This window comes from Luteimonas terrae, assembly GCF_031457535.1.
GTDB classification, from domain to species: domain Bacteria; phylum Pseudomonadota; class Gammaproteobacteria; order Xanthomonadales; family Xanthomonadaceae; genus Luteimonas; species Luteimonas terrae_A.
Map to the genome: position 1 here is coordinate 196,762 of NZ_JAVDWO010000001.1, position 15,726 is coordinate 212,487.

General features: G+C 66.2%; 14 protein-coding genes and 1 tRNA gene. 5 read left to right on the plus strand and 10 right to left on the minus strand.

Going from position 1 to position 15,726, the window contains the following annotated elements:
• Positions 1 to 34 precede the first annotated feature (34 nt).
• The 4 genes from J2W68_RS00810 to dxs all read left to right on the plus strand — a co-directional run bounded on the left by J2W68_RS00810 (position 35) and on the right by dxs (position 5,826).
• Positions 35 to 1,825: an acyl-CoA dehydrogenase C-terminal domain-containing protein gene (locus tag J2W68_RS00810; protein ID WP_310231706.1), complete on the plus strand. Its 1,791-nt coding sequence runs from the start codon at positions 35 to 37 to the stop codon at positions 1,823 to 1,825.
• A gap of 94 nt (positions 1,826 to 1,919) precedes the next feature.
• Entirely contained in the window at positions 1,920 to 2,579 is a 660-nt protein-coding gene (locus tag J2W68_RS00815; RefSeq protein WP_430539638.1) for an HNH endonuclease, read from the plus strand.
• Positions 2,580 to 2,679: 100 nt separating this feature from the next.
• The gene (locus J2W68_RS00820; RefSeq protein ID WP_310231708.1) at positions 2,680 to 3,840 is read left to right on the plus strand and encodes a hypothetical protein; all 1,161 of its coding nucleotides are present in this window, start codon (positions 2,680 to 2,682) and stop codon (positions 3,838 to 3,840) included.
• A gap of 72 nt (positions 3,841 to 3,912) precedes the next feature.
• Positions 3,913 to 5,826: a 1-deoxy-D-xylulose-5-phosphate synthase gene (gene dxs / locus J2W68_RS00825; protein ID WP_310231711.1), complete on the plus strand. Its 1,914-nt coding sequence runs from the start codon at positions 3,913 to 3,915 to the stop codon at positions 5,824 to 5,826.
• A 53-nt stretch (positions 5,827 to 5,879) separates the two neighbouring features.
• Here the strand turns inward: dxs and J2W68_RS00830 are convergent, their stop codons facing one another.
• On the minus strand, positions 5,880 to 6,980 hold the full coding sequence (locus J2W68_RS00830; RefSeq protein ID WP_310231715.1) for a TraB/GumN family protein: 1,101 nt from the start codon (positions 6,978 to 6,980) through the stop codon (positions 5,880 to 5,882).
• A gap of 187 nt (positions 6,981 to 7,167) precedes the next feature.
• Here J2W68_RS00830 and J2W68_RS00835 point away from each other — a divergent pair, with 187 nt between their 5' ends.
• A complete protein-coding gene (locus J2W68_RS00835) occupies positions 7,168 to 7,335 on the plus strand; it encodes a hypothetical protein (RefSeq protein ID WP_310231717.1) in 168 nt (55 codons plus the stop codon).
• An 85-nt stretch (positions 7,336 to 7,420) separates the two neighbouring features.
• On the opposite strand, the gene J2W68_RS00840 is transcribed toward J2W68_RS00835, so the two are convergent.
• From J2W68_RS00840 to thrS, 9 genes are all read right to left on the minus strand, one after another.
• Positions 7,421 to 7,497 (minus strand) — tRNA-Pro (locus J2W68_RS00840).
• A 58-nt stretch (positions 7,498 to 7,555) separates the two neighbouring features.
• Complete coding sequence (locus tag J2W68_RS00845) at positions 7,556 to 7,912, minus strand: MerR family transcriptional regulator (protein WP_096209477.1); 357 nt, start codon at positions 7,910 to 7,912, stop codon at positions 7,556 to 7,558.
• Positions 7,905 to 8,216, minus strand: coding sequence for an integration host factor subunit alpha (locus J2W68_RS00850; protein WP_232114670.1), 312 nt, complete (start codon positions 8,214 to 8,216; stop codon positions 7,905 to 7,907). Before J2W68_RS00850 ends, J2W68_RS00845 begins: the two co-directional genes overlap by 8 nt.
• Positions 8,217 to 8,237: 21 nt before the next feature.
• On the minus strand, positions 8,238 to 10,643 hold the full coding sequence (pheT, locus tag J2W68_RS00855) for a phenylalanine--tRNA ligase subunit beta (RefSeq protein ID WP_430539654.1): 2,406 nt from the start codon (positions 10,641 to 10,643) through the stop codon (positions 8,238 to 8,240).
• Between the two features lie 83 nt (positions 10,644 to 10,726).
• The gene (gene pheS, locus J2W68_RS00860) at positions 10,727 to 11,722 is read right to left on the minus strand and encodes a phenylalanine--tRNA ligase subunit alpha (protein WP_310231723.1); all 996 of its coding nucleotides are present in this window, start codon (positions 11,720 to 11,722) and stop codon (positions 10,727 to 10,729) included.
• Between the two features lie 146 nt (positions 11,723 to 11,868).
• Entirely contained in the window at positions 11,869 to 12,228 is a 360-nt protein-coding gene (gene rplT / locus J2W68_RS00865) for a 50S ribosomal protein L20 (protein ID WP_159678264.1), read from the minus strand.
• 10 nt (positions 12,229 to 12,238) lie between these two features.
• Complete coding sequence (gene rpmI, locus J2W68_RS00870; protein ID WP_310154803.1) at positions 12,239 to 12,436, minus strand: 50S ribosomal protein L35; 198 nt, start codon at positions 12,434 to 12,436, stop codon at positions 12,239 to 12,241.
• A gap of 381 nt (positions 12,437 to 12,817) precedes the next feature.
• Entirely contained in the window at positions 12,818 to 13,366 is a 549-nt protein-coding gene (infC, locus tag J2W68_RS00875; RefSeq protein ID WP_310154800.1) for a translation initiation factor IF-3, read from the minus strand.
• Positions 13,367 to 13,432: 66 nt separating this feature from the next.
• Complete coding sequence (thrS, locus tag J2W68_RS00880; RefSeq protein WP_310231728.1) at positions 13,433 to 15,340, minus strand: threonine--tRNA ligase; 1,908 nt, start codon at positions 15,338 to 15,340, stop codon at positions 13,433 to 13,435.
• Between the last annotated feature and the right edge of the window lie 386 nt (positions 15,341 to 15,726).

Genomic DNA, 15,726 nt, shown 5'->3' on the forward strand with positions numbered 1-15,726 from the left:
CCATCATGACCACGCACACGAGCCAGACAGACGCATGAGCACCTATCACGCCCCGCTGACCGACATCCGCTTCGCACTGCACGACGTGTTGCAGGTCGAGTCGCTGTTTTCCACCCTCGGCTTCGACGATGCCAACCGCGAGACCGTCGACGCCGTGCTCGACGAGTGCGCGCGCATGTGCGAGGCGGTGCTCGCGCCGCTCAACCGCATCGGTGACGAACAGGGCGTGCGCTTCGACAAGGCCACCGGCGCGGTGACCACGCCCGATGGCTTCAAAGCTGCCTACGACCAGTTCGCCGAAGGCGGCTGGACCGGCATGAGCGCGCCGACCGAATTCGGCGGCATGAACATGCCGCATGCGATCGGCATCTGCCTCGAGGAAATGATCGACGCTGCGAATCTCGCGTGGAGCAACTTTCCGCTGCTCTCGCACGGCGCGGTCAACGCACTGCGCCACCACGGCGAGGACTGGCAGAAGGAAGTCTTTCTCAAGCCGCTGATCGCCGGCACCTGGACCGGCACCATGTGCCTAACCGAGCCGCAGTGCGGCACCGATCTCGGCCTGCTGAAGACCCGCGCCGAACCGGCCGACGACGGCAGCTACTCGATCACCGGCACCAAGATCTTCATCACTGCCGGCGAGCACGACCTCACCGACAACATCGTCCACCTGGTGCTCGCGCGTCTGCCGGATGCGCCGGCGGGCAGCAAGGGCATCTCGCTGTTCATCGTGCCGAAGATCCAGGTCGCCCGCGACGGTACCGTTGGCGAACGCAACGCCGTGCGCTGCGGCGCGGTCGAACACAAGATGGGCATCCATGGCTCCGCGACCTGCGTGATGAATTTCGATGGCGCCCAGGGCTACCTCATCGGCCAGCCGCACAAGGGCCTGATGGCGATGTTTACGATGATGAACACCGCGCGCCTTGGGGTCGGCGTGCAGGGGCTGGGCCTTGCCACGCGCGCCTACGAGAACGCGCTGCGCTATGCACGTGAGCGTCTGCAGTCGCGTGCACTCTCGGGTGCGAAGCTGCCGTCGAAGCCGGCCGATCCGATCCTCGTGCAGCCCGACGTGCGTCGCATGCTGCTGACCTGCAAGTCACTGACCGAAGGCGGCCGTCTGCTGGCCTATCACGCCGGCTCGCTGGTCGACAGCGCCGAACTCGCCGCCGACGATGCCGCGCGCAAGGAGGCCGACGACCTGCTGGGCTTCCTGACGCCGATCGTCAAGGGCTGCCTGACCGAATGGGGCAACGAGTGCACTTACCATGCGCTGCAGTGCTTCGGCGGTCACGGCTACATCGCCGAGCACGGCATCGAACAGCTTGCACGCGACGCCCGCATCACCACGCTCTACGAGGGCACGACCGGCATCCAGGCGCTGGACCTGATGGGCCGCAAGACCCTGCAACTGCAAGGCGCGGGCCTGCGCGTGTTTCTCGGCATGATCGAGCGCTTCTGCGCGGAGCACGCGAACGATGCGGCACTGGCCGAGTTCATCGAGCCGCTGCGGGCCAAGGCGGGCGAATGGCAGGCGCTGACGCGTTCGATCGCCGAGCGCGCCGCGGCTGATCCCGAGGAGATCGGCGCAGCCGCCTACGACTACCTGTTCTTCTCCGGCTACGTGGCGCTGGCCTACTGGTGGGCACGCAGCGTGGCGGTGGCCGATGCCTCGTCGCGTCCGGAGACTTTCAAAGCCGGCAAGCGCGAAACCGCGCGCTTCTACTTCACCCGCATCCTGCCGCGCACGCTGACCCACGCCGCCGCAATTGCCAGTGGCCCGGCATCGCTCCTGTCGATCACCGACGAGGCGCTCGACAGCTGAGGCAATCCAGTCATGTCGCGACCGCCGCCCGGCGTCGCGACATGCGCGCATGCATTGCACAAAGTGTCATCGATCAGGTATATCCTCGAACGCAATGGAGGCATACAGCGCGATCACACGCCTGACCCCCGCCGGCGCTGCAAACGCGCTGGACACCGGAGTTTCCGCCTCACTTTCTGGTCATCCGCCGCGTCGCGATGCAGTGCGCCTGCTCGCACTCGATGCCCATGGCCGTGCACTCAACTGGATCAGCTGGCAGGACGCGGCGTGTCTGTATGCGCGGGGCGCAGTCGCTTGGACACTTGGCGACCCTTGCATGACGGTGCATGGCGGCACATGCCGCGCGACCGGTCAGCAGAGCCGGATGGATCTGCATCCGATCATCGCGGGCCGCAGCCACGTGCGACCGAGCGCGATCGATCCAACGCCCGCACTCACCAATACCTCACTGTTTGCCCGCGACCACCAGTTGTGCCTGTACTGCGGTCGCCGCGCAGGCCGGCAGACGCTGACCCGCGATCATGTCGAACCACTGTCGCGCGGTGGCCTCGATATCTGGGAGAACGTGGTCACGGCGTGCTTCCACTGCAATTCTCGCAAGGGCGCGCGTACGCCGCAGGAGGCCTCGATGCCGTTGCTGGCGGTGCCGTTCCGGCCGAGCTGGATCGAGCATCTGATCCTCAGCAACCGCAACATCCTCGCCGATCAGATGGCCTTCCTCAGCACCCATCTGCCGCGTCGCGATCGCGGGTGAATTCCGCGCGTCGCGCATCGCGCGCGCTGCACAGCATGCGTGGCACTGGATACACTTCACCGATCACGCGCCTCGCGCCGCGTCGCCCGGTATTGCCTGCATGCCCCTGACCATCGCCCTGAGCGGAATGGACACCGCCACCGAAACCGCATTGCGCGCCGCATTCGCCGGCGCCAACGCCCGTCTCGGCGAGCCGTTCCTGCTGGTCGCCGAACCCGATGCCGAACACGTCATCGTCGACATGGACAGCATGTACGGCCCGATGAGCTGGCTGCGTCTGCACGCGGCGGGCAAGCAGATCATCGGCCTCACCTCGGCGCCGCGCGTACAGACCCATTTCCGGCTCGGGCGTCCTTTCGACGACACCGCGATGGCCGCGTTGCTGCGCGAAATCGCGGCGACGCAGGATGTTGCACTGGATGGCCCGGCCCCGACGCTGCAGTCAGGCGCGCCTGCACACGCAGCTGTGGATGCGGTCGCGCAGGCGTCCGAAACGCGCGAAGCCTCGATCGATACTCCGTCTGCTGAAGACGCCGCAATACCCACCGTCACAGCAGCGGCGCCCGATGCGCCGCCCGCGAAGGCTGGAGCCGCCGCCAGGCCCCTGGACGGCGCCGATCCGCAGTCGGCGCTGCATCCAAGAGCGGAAACCAACGCGCCGCTGACCGAGCCGGCCCCACAGCCCGAACCCGAGCGCGCCCTGCCCTTCGCGACCTGGCTCAGTGTCGGCGTGCTGCGTGGGCGGCGTCGCTATCGCCGCGAGACCGGGCCGAGCTTGTGGATCGACTTCGATGCACAGCACTACCACGGCCCCACCACGCTGAAACCGCTGAGCCAGTATTTCGATGGGGTGATCGAGCGCGATGCGATCGAGGCCGTCGACGACGCGACGTGGTCGCGCGAAGCGCAGGCCTCAGGCGCGCCCCAGCCGCTTGTGCGTCTGGTCTGGCTGGGCGGCCTGCTCGCCGGCGACGGCACGCTCGCGCCTGCGCATGACCCGGACGCCCGCTTCCTGCTGAACAAGTGGCCGCAGACCGAGCGCGAGTACCCGCGGCACTTCCGTATCGCCACGGCCATGATGAAGGGCCCGGCGACGCTCGACGAGATCATTGCCGCCAGTGGGCTGCCGGCGGAGGACGTGATCCGTTTCGTGAATGCGAATCTCGCCACGGGCTACGCCGAGCCCTTCAGGGAAACGCCCGACGCGGTCGAAGCGACTGCGCGTCAGGGCGGCTTCTTCGCCCGCCTGCGCGGCCGCTGAAGGCCGCTGGCAGTCCCGGTTGCATGACAGGCCGATGACGCCAGTCATGGGGTCGCGGCGTACAATTGCGGCATGATCGACTCCACGCGATATCCGCGCCTTGCGCGCATCGACGCGCCGTCCGACCTGCGCCAGTTCGACGAAGCCGAGCTGCCCGCGATCGCCGACGAGCTGCGCGCTTATCTCATCGAATCCGTCGGCAAGAGTGGCGGCCATTTCGGCGCCGGGCTCGGCGTGATCGAGCTGACGACCGTGCTGCATTACATGTACGACACGCCGGACGATCGGATCGTCTGGGATGTCGGTCATCAGACCTACCCACACAAGATCCTGACCGGCCGCCGCGACCGTATCCACACCGTCAAGCAGAAGGATGGCGTGGCGCCGTTCCCGAAGCGCGAGGAGTCCGAATACGACACCTTCGGCGTGGGTCATTCGTCGACCTCGATCTCGGCCGCCTTAGGCATGGCGATCGCCAACGCCCAAGCCGGCAACGACCGCCGTGTGGTCGCGGTGATCGGCGACGGCGCGATGACCGCCGGCATGGTCTACGAAGCGCTCAACCACGCTGGCGGCATGGAGCCCGAGCCGGACGTGCTGGTGGTGCTCAACGACAACCGCATGTCGATCAGCGAGGCTGTCGGCGGCCTGACCAAGATGCTCGGCCGCGCGACCGGCAACCGCACGCTCAACGCGCTGCGCGAAGGCGGCAAGAAGCTGCTCGGCGACAAGAACAATCCGACCGCGAAGTTCGTGCGCCGGTGGGAAGAACACTGGAAGGGCATGTTCGTGCCGTCCACGCTGTTCGAGGAGATGGGCTTCCACTACACGGGCCCGATCGACGGTCATGACGTCAAGGCACTGGTCGACACGCTCAAGACCCTCAAGGGCCTGAAGGGGCCGCAGCTGCTGCACGTCATCACGACGAAGGGCAAGGGGTATGAACTGGCCGAGGGCGACCAGATCGGCTACCACGCCGTGTCGCCGTTCGATCCGGTCAAGGGCCTGATCGCCAAGACGGGTGCGAAGAAGCCGACTTACACCGACGTGTTCGGTGACTGGATTTGCGACATGGCCGCGGCCGATCCGCTGCTGCTCGGCATCACCCCGGCGATGCGCGAAGGCTCGGGGCTGGTGCGCTTCTCGAAGGAATATCCGGCGCGGTATTTCGACACCGCAATCGCCGAGCAGCATGCAGTGACGCTGGCCGCGGGCATGGCCTGCGAGGGCGCCAAGCCGGTTGTCGCGATCTATTCGACCTTCCTGCAGCGCGCCTATGACCAGCTGGTCCATGACGTTGCGGTGCAGAAGCTCGACGTGCTGTTCGCGATCGACCGCGGGGGTGTAGTCGGCCCGGACGGCGCCACGCATGCCGGCAATCTCGACCTGAGCTTCCTACGCTGCGTGCCGCACATGGTGGTCATGGCGCCGGCCGACGAGAACGAATGCCGCACGATGCTGACGACCGGCTTCCGCCATGAGGGCCCGGCCGCGGTGCGTTACCCGCGTGGCACCGGCCCCGGTGTCGCAATCGACACCCGGCTTGAGACCCTGCCGATCGGCAAGGCGGAAATGCGCCGTCGCGGCGCGCGGATTGCGCTGCTGGCGTTCGGTGCGATCGTGCCGGCGGCCGAGGTGGTGGCCGACGAACTTGATCTCACCCTGGTCAACATGCGCTTCGTGCGCCCGCTCGACCGCGCGCTGCTACTGGAACTGGCGAAGACCCACGATGGCTTCGTGACGCTGGAGGACAACGTGATCGCCGGTGGCGCCGGCTCGGGCGTCGCCGAACTGCTCAATGCCGAAGCCGTCACGATGCCGGTACTGCACCTCGGCCTGCCGGATGCGTTCCAGCACCACGCCAGCCGCGAGGATCTGCTCGCCGAAGCAGGACTTGATCCTGCAGGCATCCGCGCCGCCGTACTCGCGCGCTGGCCGGATCTGGCAGCGCGTCCCGCCGCAGGCGCGCAGGCCGCGGCGGGCTAAAGCACCGCGAAGCCGAGTGGCGGACAGCCTCAACGCCATCGACCGCATGTGGGTCAGGGCGTTGCCGGGCTGGTGCCCGCGGCGTCGCTGTCCTCGATCGTATCGGCCTCGTCCGGCGCGAGCACCGCATCCACGCGAGGCCGCAATGCCGCGAGATATCCGGCCGTCCCAAGCAGATCATTGACCGACAGCGTCGCGAAGGACACCGGATGTGTCGCGAGCGCCTCTTCGGCCATCGCCAGCCAGTGCGCACGCACCTGCGCTTCAAGATCGTCGAGCCCCCGTTTGCGCGCCGTCTCGGTCTGCAGGAACGACGACAGGCAGGCCTGCACCTGGCTGCCCTGCCCGGCCGTCGCACGCAGCGCGTCGAGGTCGCCGACGGCCCAGGCATTGGCCCGCGCGGCCACCTGCGGCAGTCCCCGCTCGATGACGTCGAGCGTGTCGCGGACGCAGGCCACGTCTTCTGGTTTCACGGCTTCGTTGCGGAAGTCAGCCAGTGCAGCGCGCGGATCGTCGATCTTGACCTCGAGCGTCGTCGGCGTCAGCGACATGCCGCGCGCCTTGAGGGCCTCGTTGAGGACCGGCGTGATCACACCGCCCTCGCGCAGCCCGTTGGCGTCGAGCGCGGCACGGTACAGCTCACGCACCGCGATCGCCGGCCGCTTGCGCTCGATCCCGCGGTCGCGCCCGATGTAGCGCTGTTTGAGCGTCGACCAACGCTGGTAGACGTCCGCCGGCAACAGTTCGTCCAGCGTGGCGCCGTCGGGATTCCGCGATGCACGCAGGGCGGATGGCAGCATCGTCAGGCCGCGGAACACACCGATATCGCCGCCGACACTGACGCCCGGCGGGCCGAGCACCACGCCGGCTTCGGCGAGCACCTCACGGACTTCGTCCGAGCGCCAGCTGATGGCTTTGGGCAGGGGCGACTGCGTGCCAAGAATGTAGAGCGTGTTCTCCCCGCGGCGAACGCGCCAGAGACCCGGACCGGGCTGAACACCTGTGACCACGACGGTGTCCATGTCGCGGACATCGGACGTATCGGCCTGCATTGCGGCTGCAGGCTCCGCAATCGGCGCGTCCTGAGCCTGCACCAGCGGGCACAGCGATGCAATTGCAAGGGCGAGCACCGTGACATTGAGCCGCTTGTCCATCAGCCAGATCCGTTCAAGAAGATGAAGGGCGAGCATACGAAGCCTCGATCGCGAATGTGCATCGCTAGGCGCAGTCCGTCAGCGCTCTGTTCAGCGTTGGGCGGCAGGTGGCGCTCTGTCCATCGCGCAAACACCCAGCCGACATCCGGATCGCTACCGTGAGACCTTCTCCTCACCGGACTCCCGCATGACGATCACCGACGACCAGCGCCGCATCCTGCGCGACATCGATGCCACCACCCCGATTACCGAAGCGGAGACCGACTGGGCCGTCCATGCAGGCTATGCCGTGCTGGCCGAAGACGGCGATATCGACCTCACGCAAGAAGGGCGCGCACTTCTGGACGCCGCCTGACACGCAATAGCAGTACGCGGTGGTGAGATGCCCGCGAACAGAACGGCCCGTGCTTGCGCACGGGCCGTTCGGATGTCGCGTGTTTTGGTCGGGGTAGCCGGATTTGAACCGACGACCACTTGTCCCCCAGACAAGTGCGCTACCAGGCTGCGCTATACCCCGGAATCTGGAAATTATACCGTCTGGCGGACGTTTCGCCCATCCATGTCGCAAGCGTTACTCAGCGCTTGAGCAGTTGCAGGACATCCTCAAGCTCCATGCGCACCTGGCGCACGATCTGGTTGCTGAGCGCGGACTCCTGCTTCGCGCCTTCGCCCTCGAGGCGCAGGCGCGCACCACCAATGGTGTAGCCCTGTTCGTAGAGCAACCCGCGGATCTGGCGTACCATCAACACATCGTGGCGCTGGTAGTAACGCCGGTTGCCGCGACGCTTGACCGGCTCGAGGCTCGGAAATTCGGTTTCCCAGTAGCGCAACACGTGAGGCTTGACGTCGCACAGCTCGCTGACCTCACCGATGGTGAAGTAGCGCTTCGCCGGAATCGGCGGAAGTTCTCGGTTGCTGCCCGGGTCAAGCATGGGCCGCGCCCACCGAACCGGTATAGGCCTCGACACGTTCCTTGAGCTTCTGGCCCGGACGGAACGTCACCACCGTGCGCGCGGAAATCGGAATCTCCTCACCGGTCTTGGGATTACGGCCGGGGCGCTCGTTCTTGCGGCGCAGGTCGAAGTTCCCAAAACCCGACAACTTGACCTGACGGCCCTGCTGCAAGGCATCGCGCAGCACGTCGAAGAAGGCGTCAACGAACTCCTTCGCCTCGCGCTTGTTCAAGCCGACTTCCTCGTAGAGCTTCTCGGCCATGTCCGCCTTCGTCAGTGCCACGCAGCAACCCCCTGTAAGGCCTCAGCCCCGGATCTTCGCGTCGTGTCCGCGCGCGAGCGCATCCACCACGTCCGCAACGACAGCATCGACATCGCGATCGGTCAGAGTGCGGGATTTTTCCTGCAGAATCAAGCCCATGGCGAGACTCCTGAACCCGGTTTCGACCCCCTGACCGGCATAACGGTCGAACAGGCGCACATCGGCCAGCAGCGGACCTGCGGCTGCCCGTACGGTGGCCTCCAGCGCGGCCCAGTCGACCGACTCCGGCGCGACGATCGCCAGATCGCGCCGCACCGACGGGAACTTCGACAAGCCGGTCACGCGCGGCAGCGGACGTGCCTGCAGCGCAGCGGCGTCAAGTTCGAACGCCACCACCGGCACGTCGATGTCGAGCGTGCGCAGCAGGCGCGGATGCAGTTCGCCAATCCAGCCGACGCGCGCGCCGTCGCGCAGCACGTCGGCCGAACGGCCGGGATGGCCGTGCGGCGCGGTCGAACGCGCAAACGTCAGATGGGCGCCAGCGACTGCGGCCAGCGCTTCGAGATCACCCTTGAGGTCGAAGTAATCGACCGGGCGCGTTGCATCACCCCACTGCTCGACGCTGGCATCGCCGGCAATCGCAGCGGCCAAGCGCAAGGTCTCGACGGGTGCGGCACCGGCGGCGTCCGCCTGCACGAACACCTTGCCGAGTTCGAACAGGCGCACGCGTTCCTGCTGGCGCGCAAGGTTGCGCGCCAGCGTGGACACCAGGCCCGGCAACAACGCGGTGCGCATGACACCCAGTTCGGCGCTCAGCGGATTCGCCAGCGGCACGCTGCCGGCATCCGCCTGCCAGGCCGCGAGCAGCGACGCATCGACGAAGGCGAAGTTGACCGTCTCCAGGCAATCGCGCGCGACCATCTGCCGGCGCAGCTCGGACTCGGCCACACGGGTTTCGCTGGGCGCGGCGATGCGCGTCGCGCCACCGGGCAGCGTGGTCGGCACGCGGTCGTATCCGTGGATGCGCACCACCTCTTCGATCAGATCTTCTTCGATCGCGAGATCGAAGCGGCGCGTCGGCGCGGTGACCTGCCAGCCTTCGCCATCGGCGACGACCTCCAGTCCCAGCGCGCGCAGGATGCGTTCGATCTCCGCGTCGTCAACGGTCAGGCCGAGCACCCGCGTCACGCGTGCGCGACGCAGCGCGATCTTGCGCGGCTGCGCGAGATGCGCGTCCAGTTCCGCGGCAGTCACCGGACCGGCCGCGCCGCCGGCGACGTCGAGAATCAGACGCGTCGCGTATTCGATCGCGGTGCGCGGCAGCTCCGGATCCACGCCGCGCTCGAATCGGTGCGCGGCATCCGTGTGCAGGCCGAGACGGCGGCTACGGCCGATGATCGCGTCCGGGGCGAAGTGCGCGGACTCGAGGAACACGTTGCGGGTGCCGTCGGTCACCCGCGTGTCGAAACCGCCCATCACGCCGGCCAGCGCGACGACGCGGTCCGCATCGGTGATCGCGAGGAACTGCTCATCCAGCGTCACGTCGCGACCGTCGAGCAGCTTGAGCGTTTCGCCATTGCGCGCACGGCGCACGCCGACCGGGCCTTTGAGCAGGTCACGGTCGAAGGCATGCATCGGCTGGCCGAGTTCGAGCATCACGTACTGGGTGACGTCGACGAGGAAGCTGACCGGCCGGATGCCGCTGCGGCGCAGGCGCTCGGCCATCCACGACGGCGTCGGACGCATCGCGTCGATGCCTTCGATCACACGGCCGAGATAGCGTGGCGCATCGGCGCCCGCGTCGAGCACGACCTGCAGCGATGCCTCCGATGTCGCCGGCACCGCGGGCGCCTCGAGCGCGACGACTTCGCTGCCGCAGGCCGCGGCGACGTCGAACGCGATGCCGCGAATACCAAAGCAGTCGGCGCGGTTCGGCGTGAGCTTGAGTTCGATGCTCGCGTCGGGCAGTCCGAGATACCCGGCCAGCGGTGCGCCGATGGGCGCGTCGTCGGGCAGTTCGAGCAGGCCGGATGCGTCGGCGTCGATGCCGAGTTCCCTGGCCGAGCACAGCATGCCGTTGGAGTCGACGCCGCGCAGCTGCGCGGCCTGGATCGTCAGCGTGCCGACTTTGGTGCCGATCGTCGCCAACGGTGCGACAAGACCCGGGCGCGCATTCGGCGCGCCGCAGACGATCTGCAACGTCTGGCCGCCTGCATCGACCTGGCAGACCTGCAGGCGGTCGGCTTCGGGATGCTTCTCCGCCGAGACGATGCGCGCGACGACGACGCCGTCGAGCGACTCGCCCAACGGCGTGATCTCTTCGACCTCGAGCCCGATCGCGGTCAGCGTCGCCGCCAGCTGGTCACGGGTGGCATCGGTCTTGACGTGCTGGCGCAGCCAGTTTTCTGAAAATTTCATGCTGAAATTCTGGAATTCGAAATTCGGGATTGGGGATTCGAAACAGCAGGCATCCGATCGTCGGCGGGGACCGGCGTTTCCGAATCCCCAATCCCGACTCCCGAATCCCGGCCTCAGGCAAACTGCCTGAGAAACCGCACGTCGTTGTCGAAGAACGCACGCAGGTCGTCGACGCCGTAGCGCAGCATCGCGAAACGCTCGACGCCGAGGCCGAAAGCGAAGCCGGTGTAGCGCTCTGGATCGATGCCGACGGCCTTGAGCACGTTCGGATGGACCATGCCGCAGCCCAGCACCTCGAGCCATCGCGTGCTGCCGTCGGCCTGCTGCCAGGCAATGTCGACTTCGGCGCCGGGTTCGACGAACGGGAAGTAGCTGGGGCGGAAACGCATCTCGAAATCGCGCTCGAAGAACGCACGCACGAACTCGCTCAGGGTGCCCTTGAGATCGGCGAACGTCGCGTGCTCGTCGACCAGCAGACCTTCGACCTGGTGGAACATCGGCGAATGCGTCTGGTCGCTGTCGGAGCGGTAGACCTTCCCGGCGGCGATCATGCGCAGCGGCGGGGCGTGATCGCCCATGTAACGCACCTGCACACCCGAGGTGTGCGTGCGCAGCAGGCGGCCGTCGCCGAAGTAGAACGTATCGTGCATTGCACGCGCAGGATGGTGCGGCGGGAAGTTCAGCGCCTCGAAGTTGTGCCAGTCGTCTTCGATCTCGGGACCGTCGGCGAGCTCGTAACCCAGGCGGCCGAAGATATCGGCGATGCGCTCGAGCGTGCGGCTGATCGGATGCACGCCGCCGCGCACACCGTCGCGGCCCGGCAGGGTCACGTCGATGGTCTGCGACGACAGCTTCGCATCGAGTGCGATGTCGTCGAGTGCAATCTTGCGTGTCGACAGCGCGGTACCGATGACATCGCGCGCGCGGTTGATCGCCTCGCCGGCGGCCTTGCGCTGGTCGCCCGGCAATGCGCCCAGCGCCTTGAGCTGCGCGGTGATGCTGCCGCTCTTGCCGAGCAGTCCGACACGCAGCGCTTCGAGCGCCTCCGGCGTGGCGGCGGCCTCGATATCGGCAAGCGCCTGGTTCGAAAGGGAGTCGATTTCGCTCATCGCACTGCTGGCCCGTCACTGATAGGGAATGTCACGCCCGGAAAGTCCGGCGCCACAAACAACAATGGGGAAGGACTTGCGCCCTTCCCCACGTGACCGCCGGACGGATCCGGCGGCAGTACCGCTTTACGGTGGAGACGACGGCCTCAGGCCGCCAGCGCGCCCTTCGCCTTCTCGGCGAGCGCGGCAAAGCCGGTTGCATCGTTGACCGCGAGGTCAGCCAGGATCTTGCGATCCAGGGTGATGCCGGCCTTGAGCAGACCGTTCATGAAGCGGCTGTAGCTGATGCCGTTCAGACGTGCGGCCGCGTTGATACGCGTGATCCACAGCGAACGGAAATCGCGCTTCTTGAGCTTGCGACCGATGTACGCGTACTGGCCGGCCTTGATGACGGCCTGCTTGGCGACGCGGAAGACCTTGCGGCGGGCGTTGTAATAGCCCTTCGCGCGGCCGAGAACCTTCTTGTGACGGCGGCGTGCCTGCACACCACGTTTGACTCGTGCCATTGTTCAGTCCTCAGAGATACGGAAGCATGCGATCGAGACGACCGCTGTCTGACGCGCAGATGATGTTCGTCTGCCGGAGACCGCGTTTCCGCTTGGTCGTCTTCTTCGTGAGGATGTGGCTACGGTTTGCGTGGCCGGCCTTGTACTTGCCGGACGCCGTCTTCCGGAACCGCTTGGCGGCGCCCCGGTGCGTCTTGATCTTGGGCATTGCGAGAGTCCTTGTGGGATACGAGTACTGACTGGGCGGTGGCTGGCGCCACGCTTTCCGTCCTGCCCATGCCGGTTTTAAGCCTTTGATCCCACGAGGGAATCCAGGCGGGTCCTGGATGAATCTGCCACCCCAGTGGACCGGGGAGCCGCGCATTATGCCGCGCGGGGATTGCGCTTGCAAATCATCGGCTTGGCGAGGCAGCGCCACGCCACCCCTCCCCAGCCAGCGATGGAGCGCCTCGAGCACCGTCCGACAGCAGAAGGCTGGATTCGCCTGCCGCCAAGACCTGAAACTGAAAGAGGCGCCTTTCGGCGCCCCTTCATCCGCCCTCCCCCATCAGGCGAAGAGGAACGGCCTACCTACGCGCAGAGCGCGTGGTTACTTCTTCTTGGGCGCGATCATCATCACCATCTGCCGGCCTTCCAGGCGCGGACGCGATTCGATGACGATGTCCTCGCCCAGGTCGGCCTCAATGCGCGATGCCATCTCGCGACCCAGCTCCTGGTGGCTCATTTCGCGGCCACGGAAACGGATGTTGACCTTGATCTTGTCGCCGTCCTCGAGGAACCCGCGCATCTTGCGCAGCTTGATCTGGTAGTCGCCCTCATCGGTGACCGGCCGGAACTTGAGTTCCTTGATTTCCTGCTGCTTGGTCTTCTTCTTGGCTTCGTTCGCCTTCTTCTGAAGGTCGAACTTGAACTTGCCGAAGTCCATGATCTTGCAGACCGGCGGATCCGCGTTCGGCTGGATTTCCACCAGATCCAGAGCTTCATCCTCAGCCGCCTTCAGCGCTTCTTCGCGCGTCAGGATGCCGAGCATTTCTCCGTCCGAACCAATCACGCGCACCCGCGGTACGCGGATGTCCTGGTTGCGCCGATTCTGCTTGTTGTCAGGGGTGCTAATACTGCGATCTCCGATGTGGAACATACCGCCGGTTCGTCAACCAACGGGGCGACCGGCGCGATCCATGATGGACCCGCGCCGGTGAAGGACTCATGCTGCCGCGTGTTCGGCGCGAAGGCGTGAAACGAAGTCGTCGATCGGCATGGTACCCAGATCTTCCCCGGAGCGCGTCCGAACGGCGATGGCGCCGGTTTCCTTCTCGCGGTCCCCGACCACGATCAGATACGGCACCCGCTGCAGCGTGTGCTCGCGGATCTTATAGCCGATCTTCTCGTTCCGCAAATCGGCCTCGATGCGGACCCCTTGATTTGCAAGGGATTTCCGAACTTGCTCGACGAAATCCGCTTGGGCATCGGTGATATTCATCACCACCGCCTGCACCGGCGACAACCACGCCGGGAACGCACCGGCGTGGTGTTCGATCAGGATGCCGATGAAACGCTCCATCGAACCGACGATCGCGCGGTGCAGCATCACCGGCACCTGCTTCTGGCTGTGCTCGTCGACGTACTCGGCGCCGAGGCGCCCGGGCATCATGAAATCGACCTGCATCGTGCCCAGCTGCCAGGTCCGGCCGATCGCGTCTTTCAGGTGATACTCGATCTTGGGGCCATAGAACGCGCCTTCGCCCGGCAGCTCTTCCCACGCCACGCCGCAGGCCGAGAGCGCATTGCGCAGCGCGGCTTCGGCCTTGTCCCAGGTGGCGTCGTCGCCCAGACGGGATTCGGGACGCAGCGCGATCTTGATCTGGATCTCGTCGAAGCCGAAGTGCGTGTAGACGCTGAGCGCCTGCTGGTGGAACGCGGTGACTTCGGATTCGATCTGCGATTCGGTGCAGAACACGTGGCCGTCGTCCTGGGTGAAGCCGCGCACGCGCAGGATGCCGTGCAGCGCGCCGGACGGCTCGTTGCGATGGCAGCTGCCGAACTCGCCGTAGCGGATCGGCAGGTCGCGGTAGCTGTGCAGGCCCTGGTTGAAGATCTGCACGTGGCCCGGGCAGTTCATCGGCTTCACCGCATACGTGCGCTTCTCCGACTCGGTGAAGAACATGTTGTCCTTGTAGTTGTCCCAGTGGCCGGACTTCTGCCACAGCGACACATCGAGGATCTGCGGGCAGCGCACTTCGCCATAGCCGCTGTCGCGGTAGACGCCGCGCATATGCTGCTCGACGACCTGCCACAGCGCCCAACCCTTGGGATGCCAGAACACCAGGCCCGGCGCCTCTTCCTGCAGGTGGAACAGTTCCTGCTGCTTGCCGATGCGGCGATGATCGCGCTTCTCGGCTTCCTCGATGCGCTGGATGTAGGCCTTGAGCTGCTTCGAATCCGCCCACGCGGTGCCGTAGATGCGCTGCAGCTGCTCGTTCTTGGAGTCACCGCGCCAGTACGCGCCGGAGATGCGCGTGAGCTTGAAGGCCTTGAGGAACCGCGTGTTCGGCACGTGCGGGCCGCGGCACATGTCCACGTATTCCTGGTGGTGGTACAGGCCCATTTCAGTGATGTCGACGGACATGTCCTCGATCAGGCGCAGCTTGTAGTCCTCGCCGCGGGCCTTGAAGGTCTCGATCACTTCGGCGCGCGGCGTCATCTTCTTGATGACGTCGTACTCGGTGTCGATCAACTCGGCCATGCGCGTCTCGATCGCGGCCATGTCCTCGGGCGTGAAGGGTCGCTCGCTGTGGATGTCGTAGTAGAAGCCGTCGTCGATCACCGGGCCGATGACCATCTTCGCGTCCGGGTACAACTGCTTGACCGCATGACCGACCAGATGCGCGCAGGAGTGGCGGATGATCTCGACGCCTTCGGGATCCTTCGGGGTCAGGATCTGCAGCGTCGCGTCATGGTCGATGACGTCGGACGCGTCGACCTGGCGGCCATCAACCTTGCCGGCGACGGTGGCCTTGGCCAGGCCCGGGCCGATCGACTGGGCGACCTCGAGGACGGACACGGGCTGTTCGAATTCGCGGCGACTGCCGTCGGGAAGCGTGATGGTGATCATGGCGAGAACCGGGATTGGGAATGAGGGATTGGGGATTCGGAATGGTGGCAATTCGGTACTTTCAATCCGAACCCCAACTCCAGAGATCTGCATGGCCGCTTGGCGGCCACAAAAAAAGCGCCGCGAGGGCGCCTGATGGCACACCCGGGAACGGTCAGCGATGGGCGGTGGTAGTGCTCATGTCGCACGCTCGGCCGGCGGGTCGCGGGCCACCTGTTCCTGATGGAGCGGAGCAGCCGATTCTAGCCGAGAACGGCGGCCTGCGGGACCGGGGCGCCGGGGGTGTCCGATGGGCGGCCGGATTGCGGACGCCCGCCGCCACGCGCTGCAGCCGGACGGGGAACGCGCCGCGGCGTGGCATCATCGATCAAGTTTCCGCCGCCCAG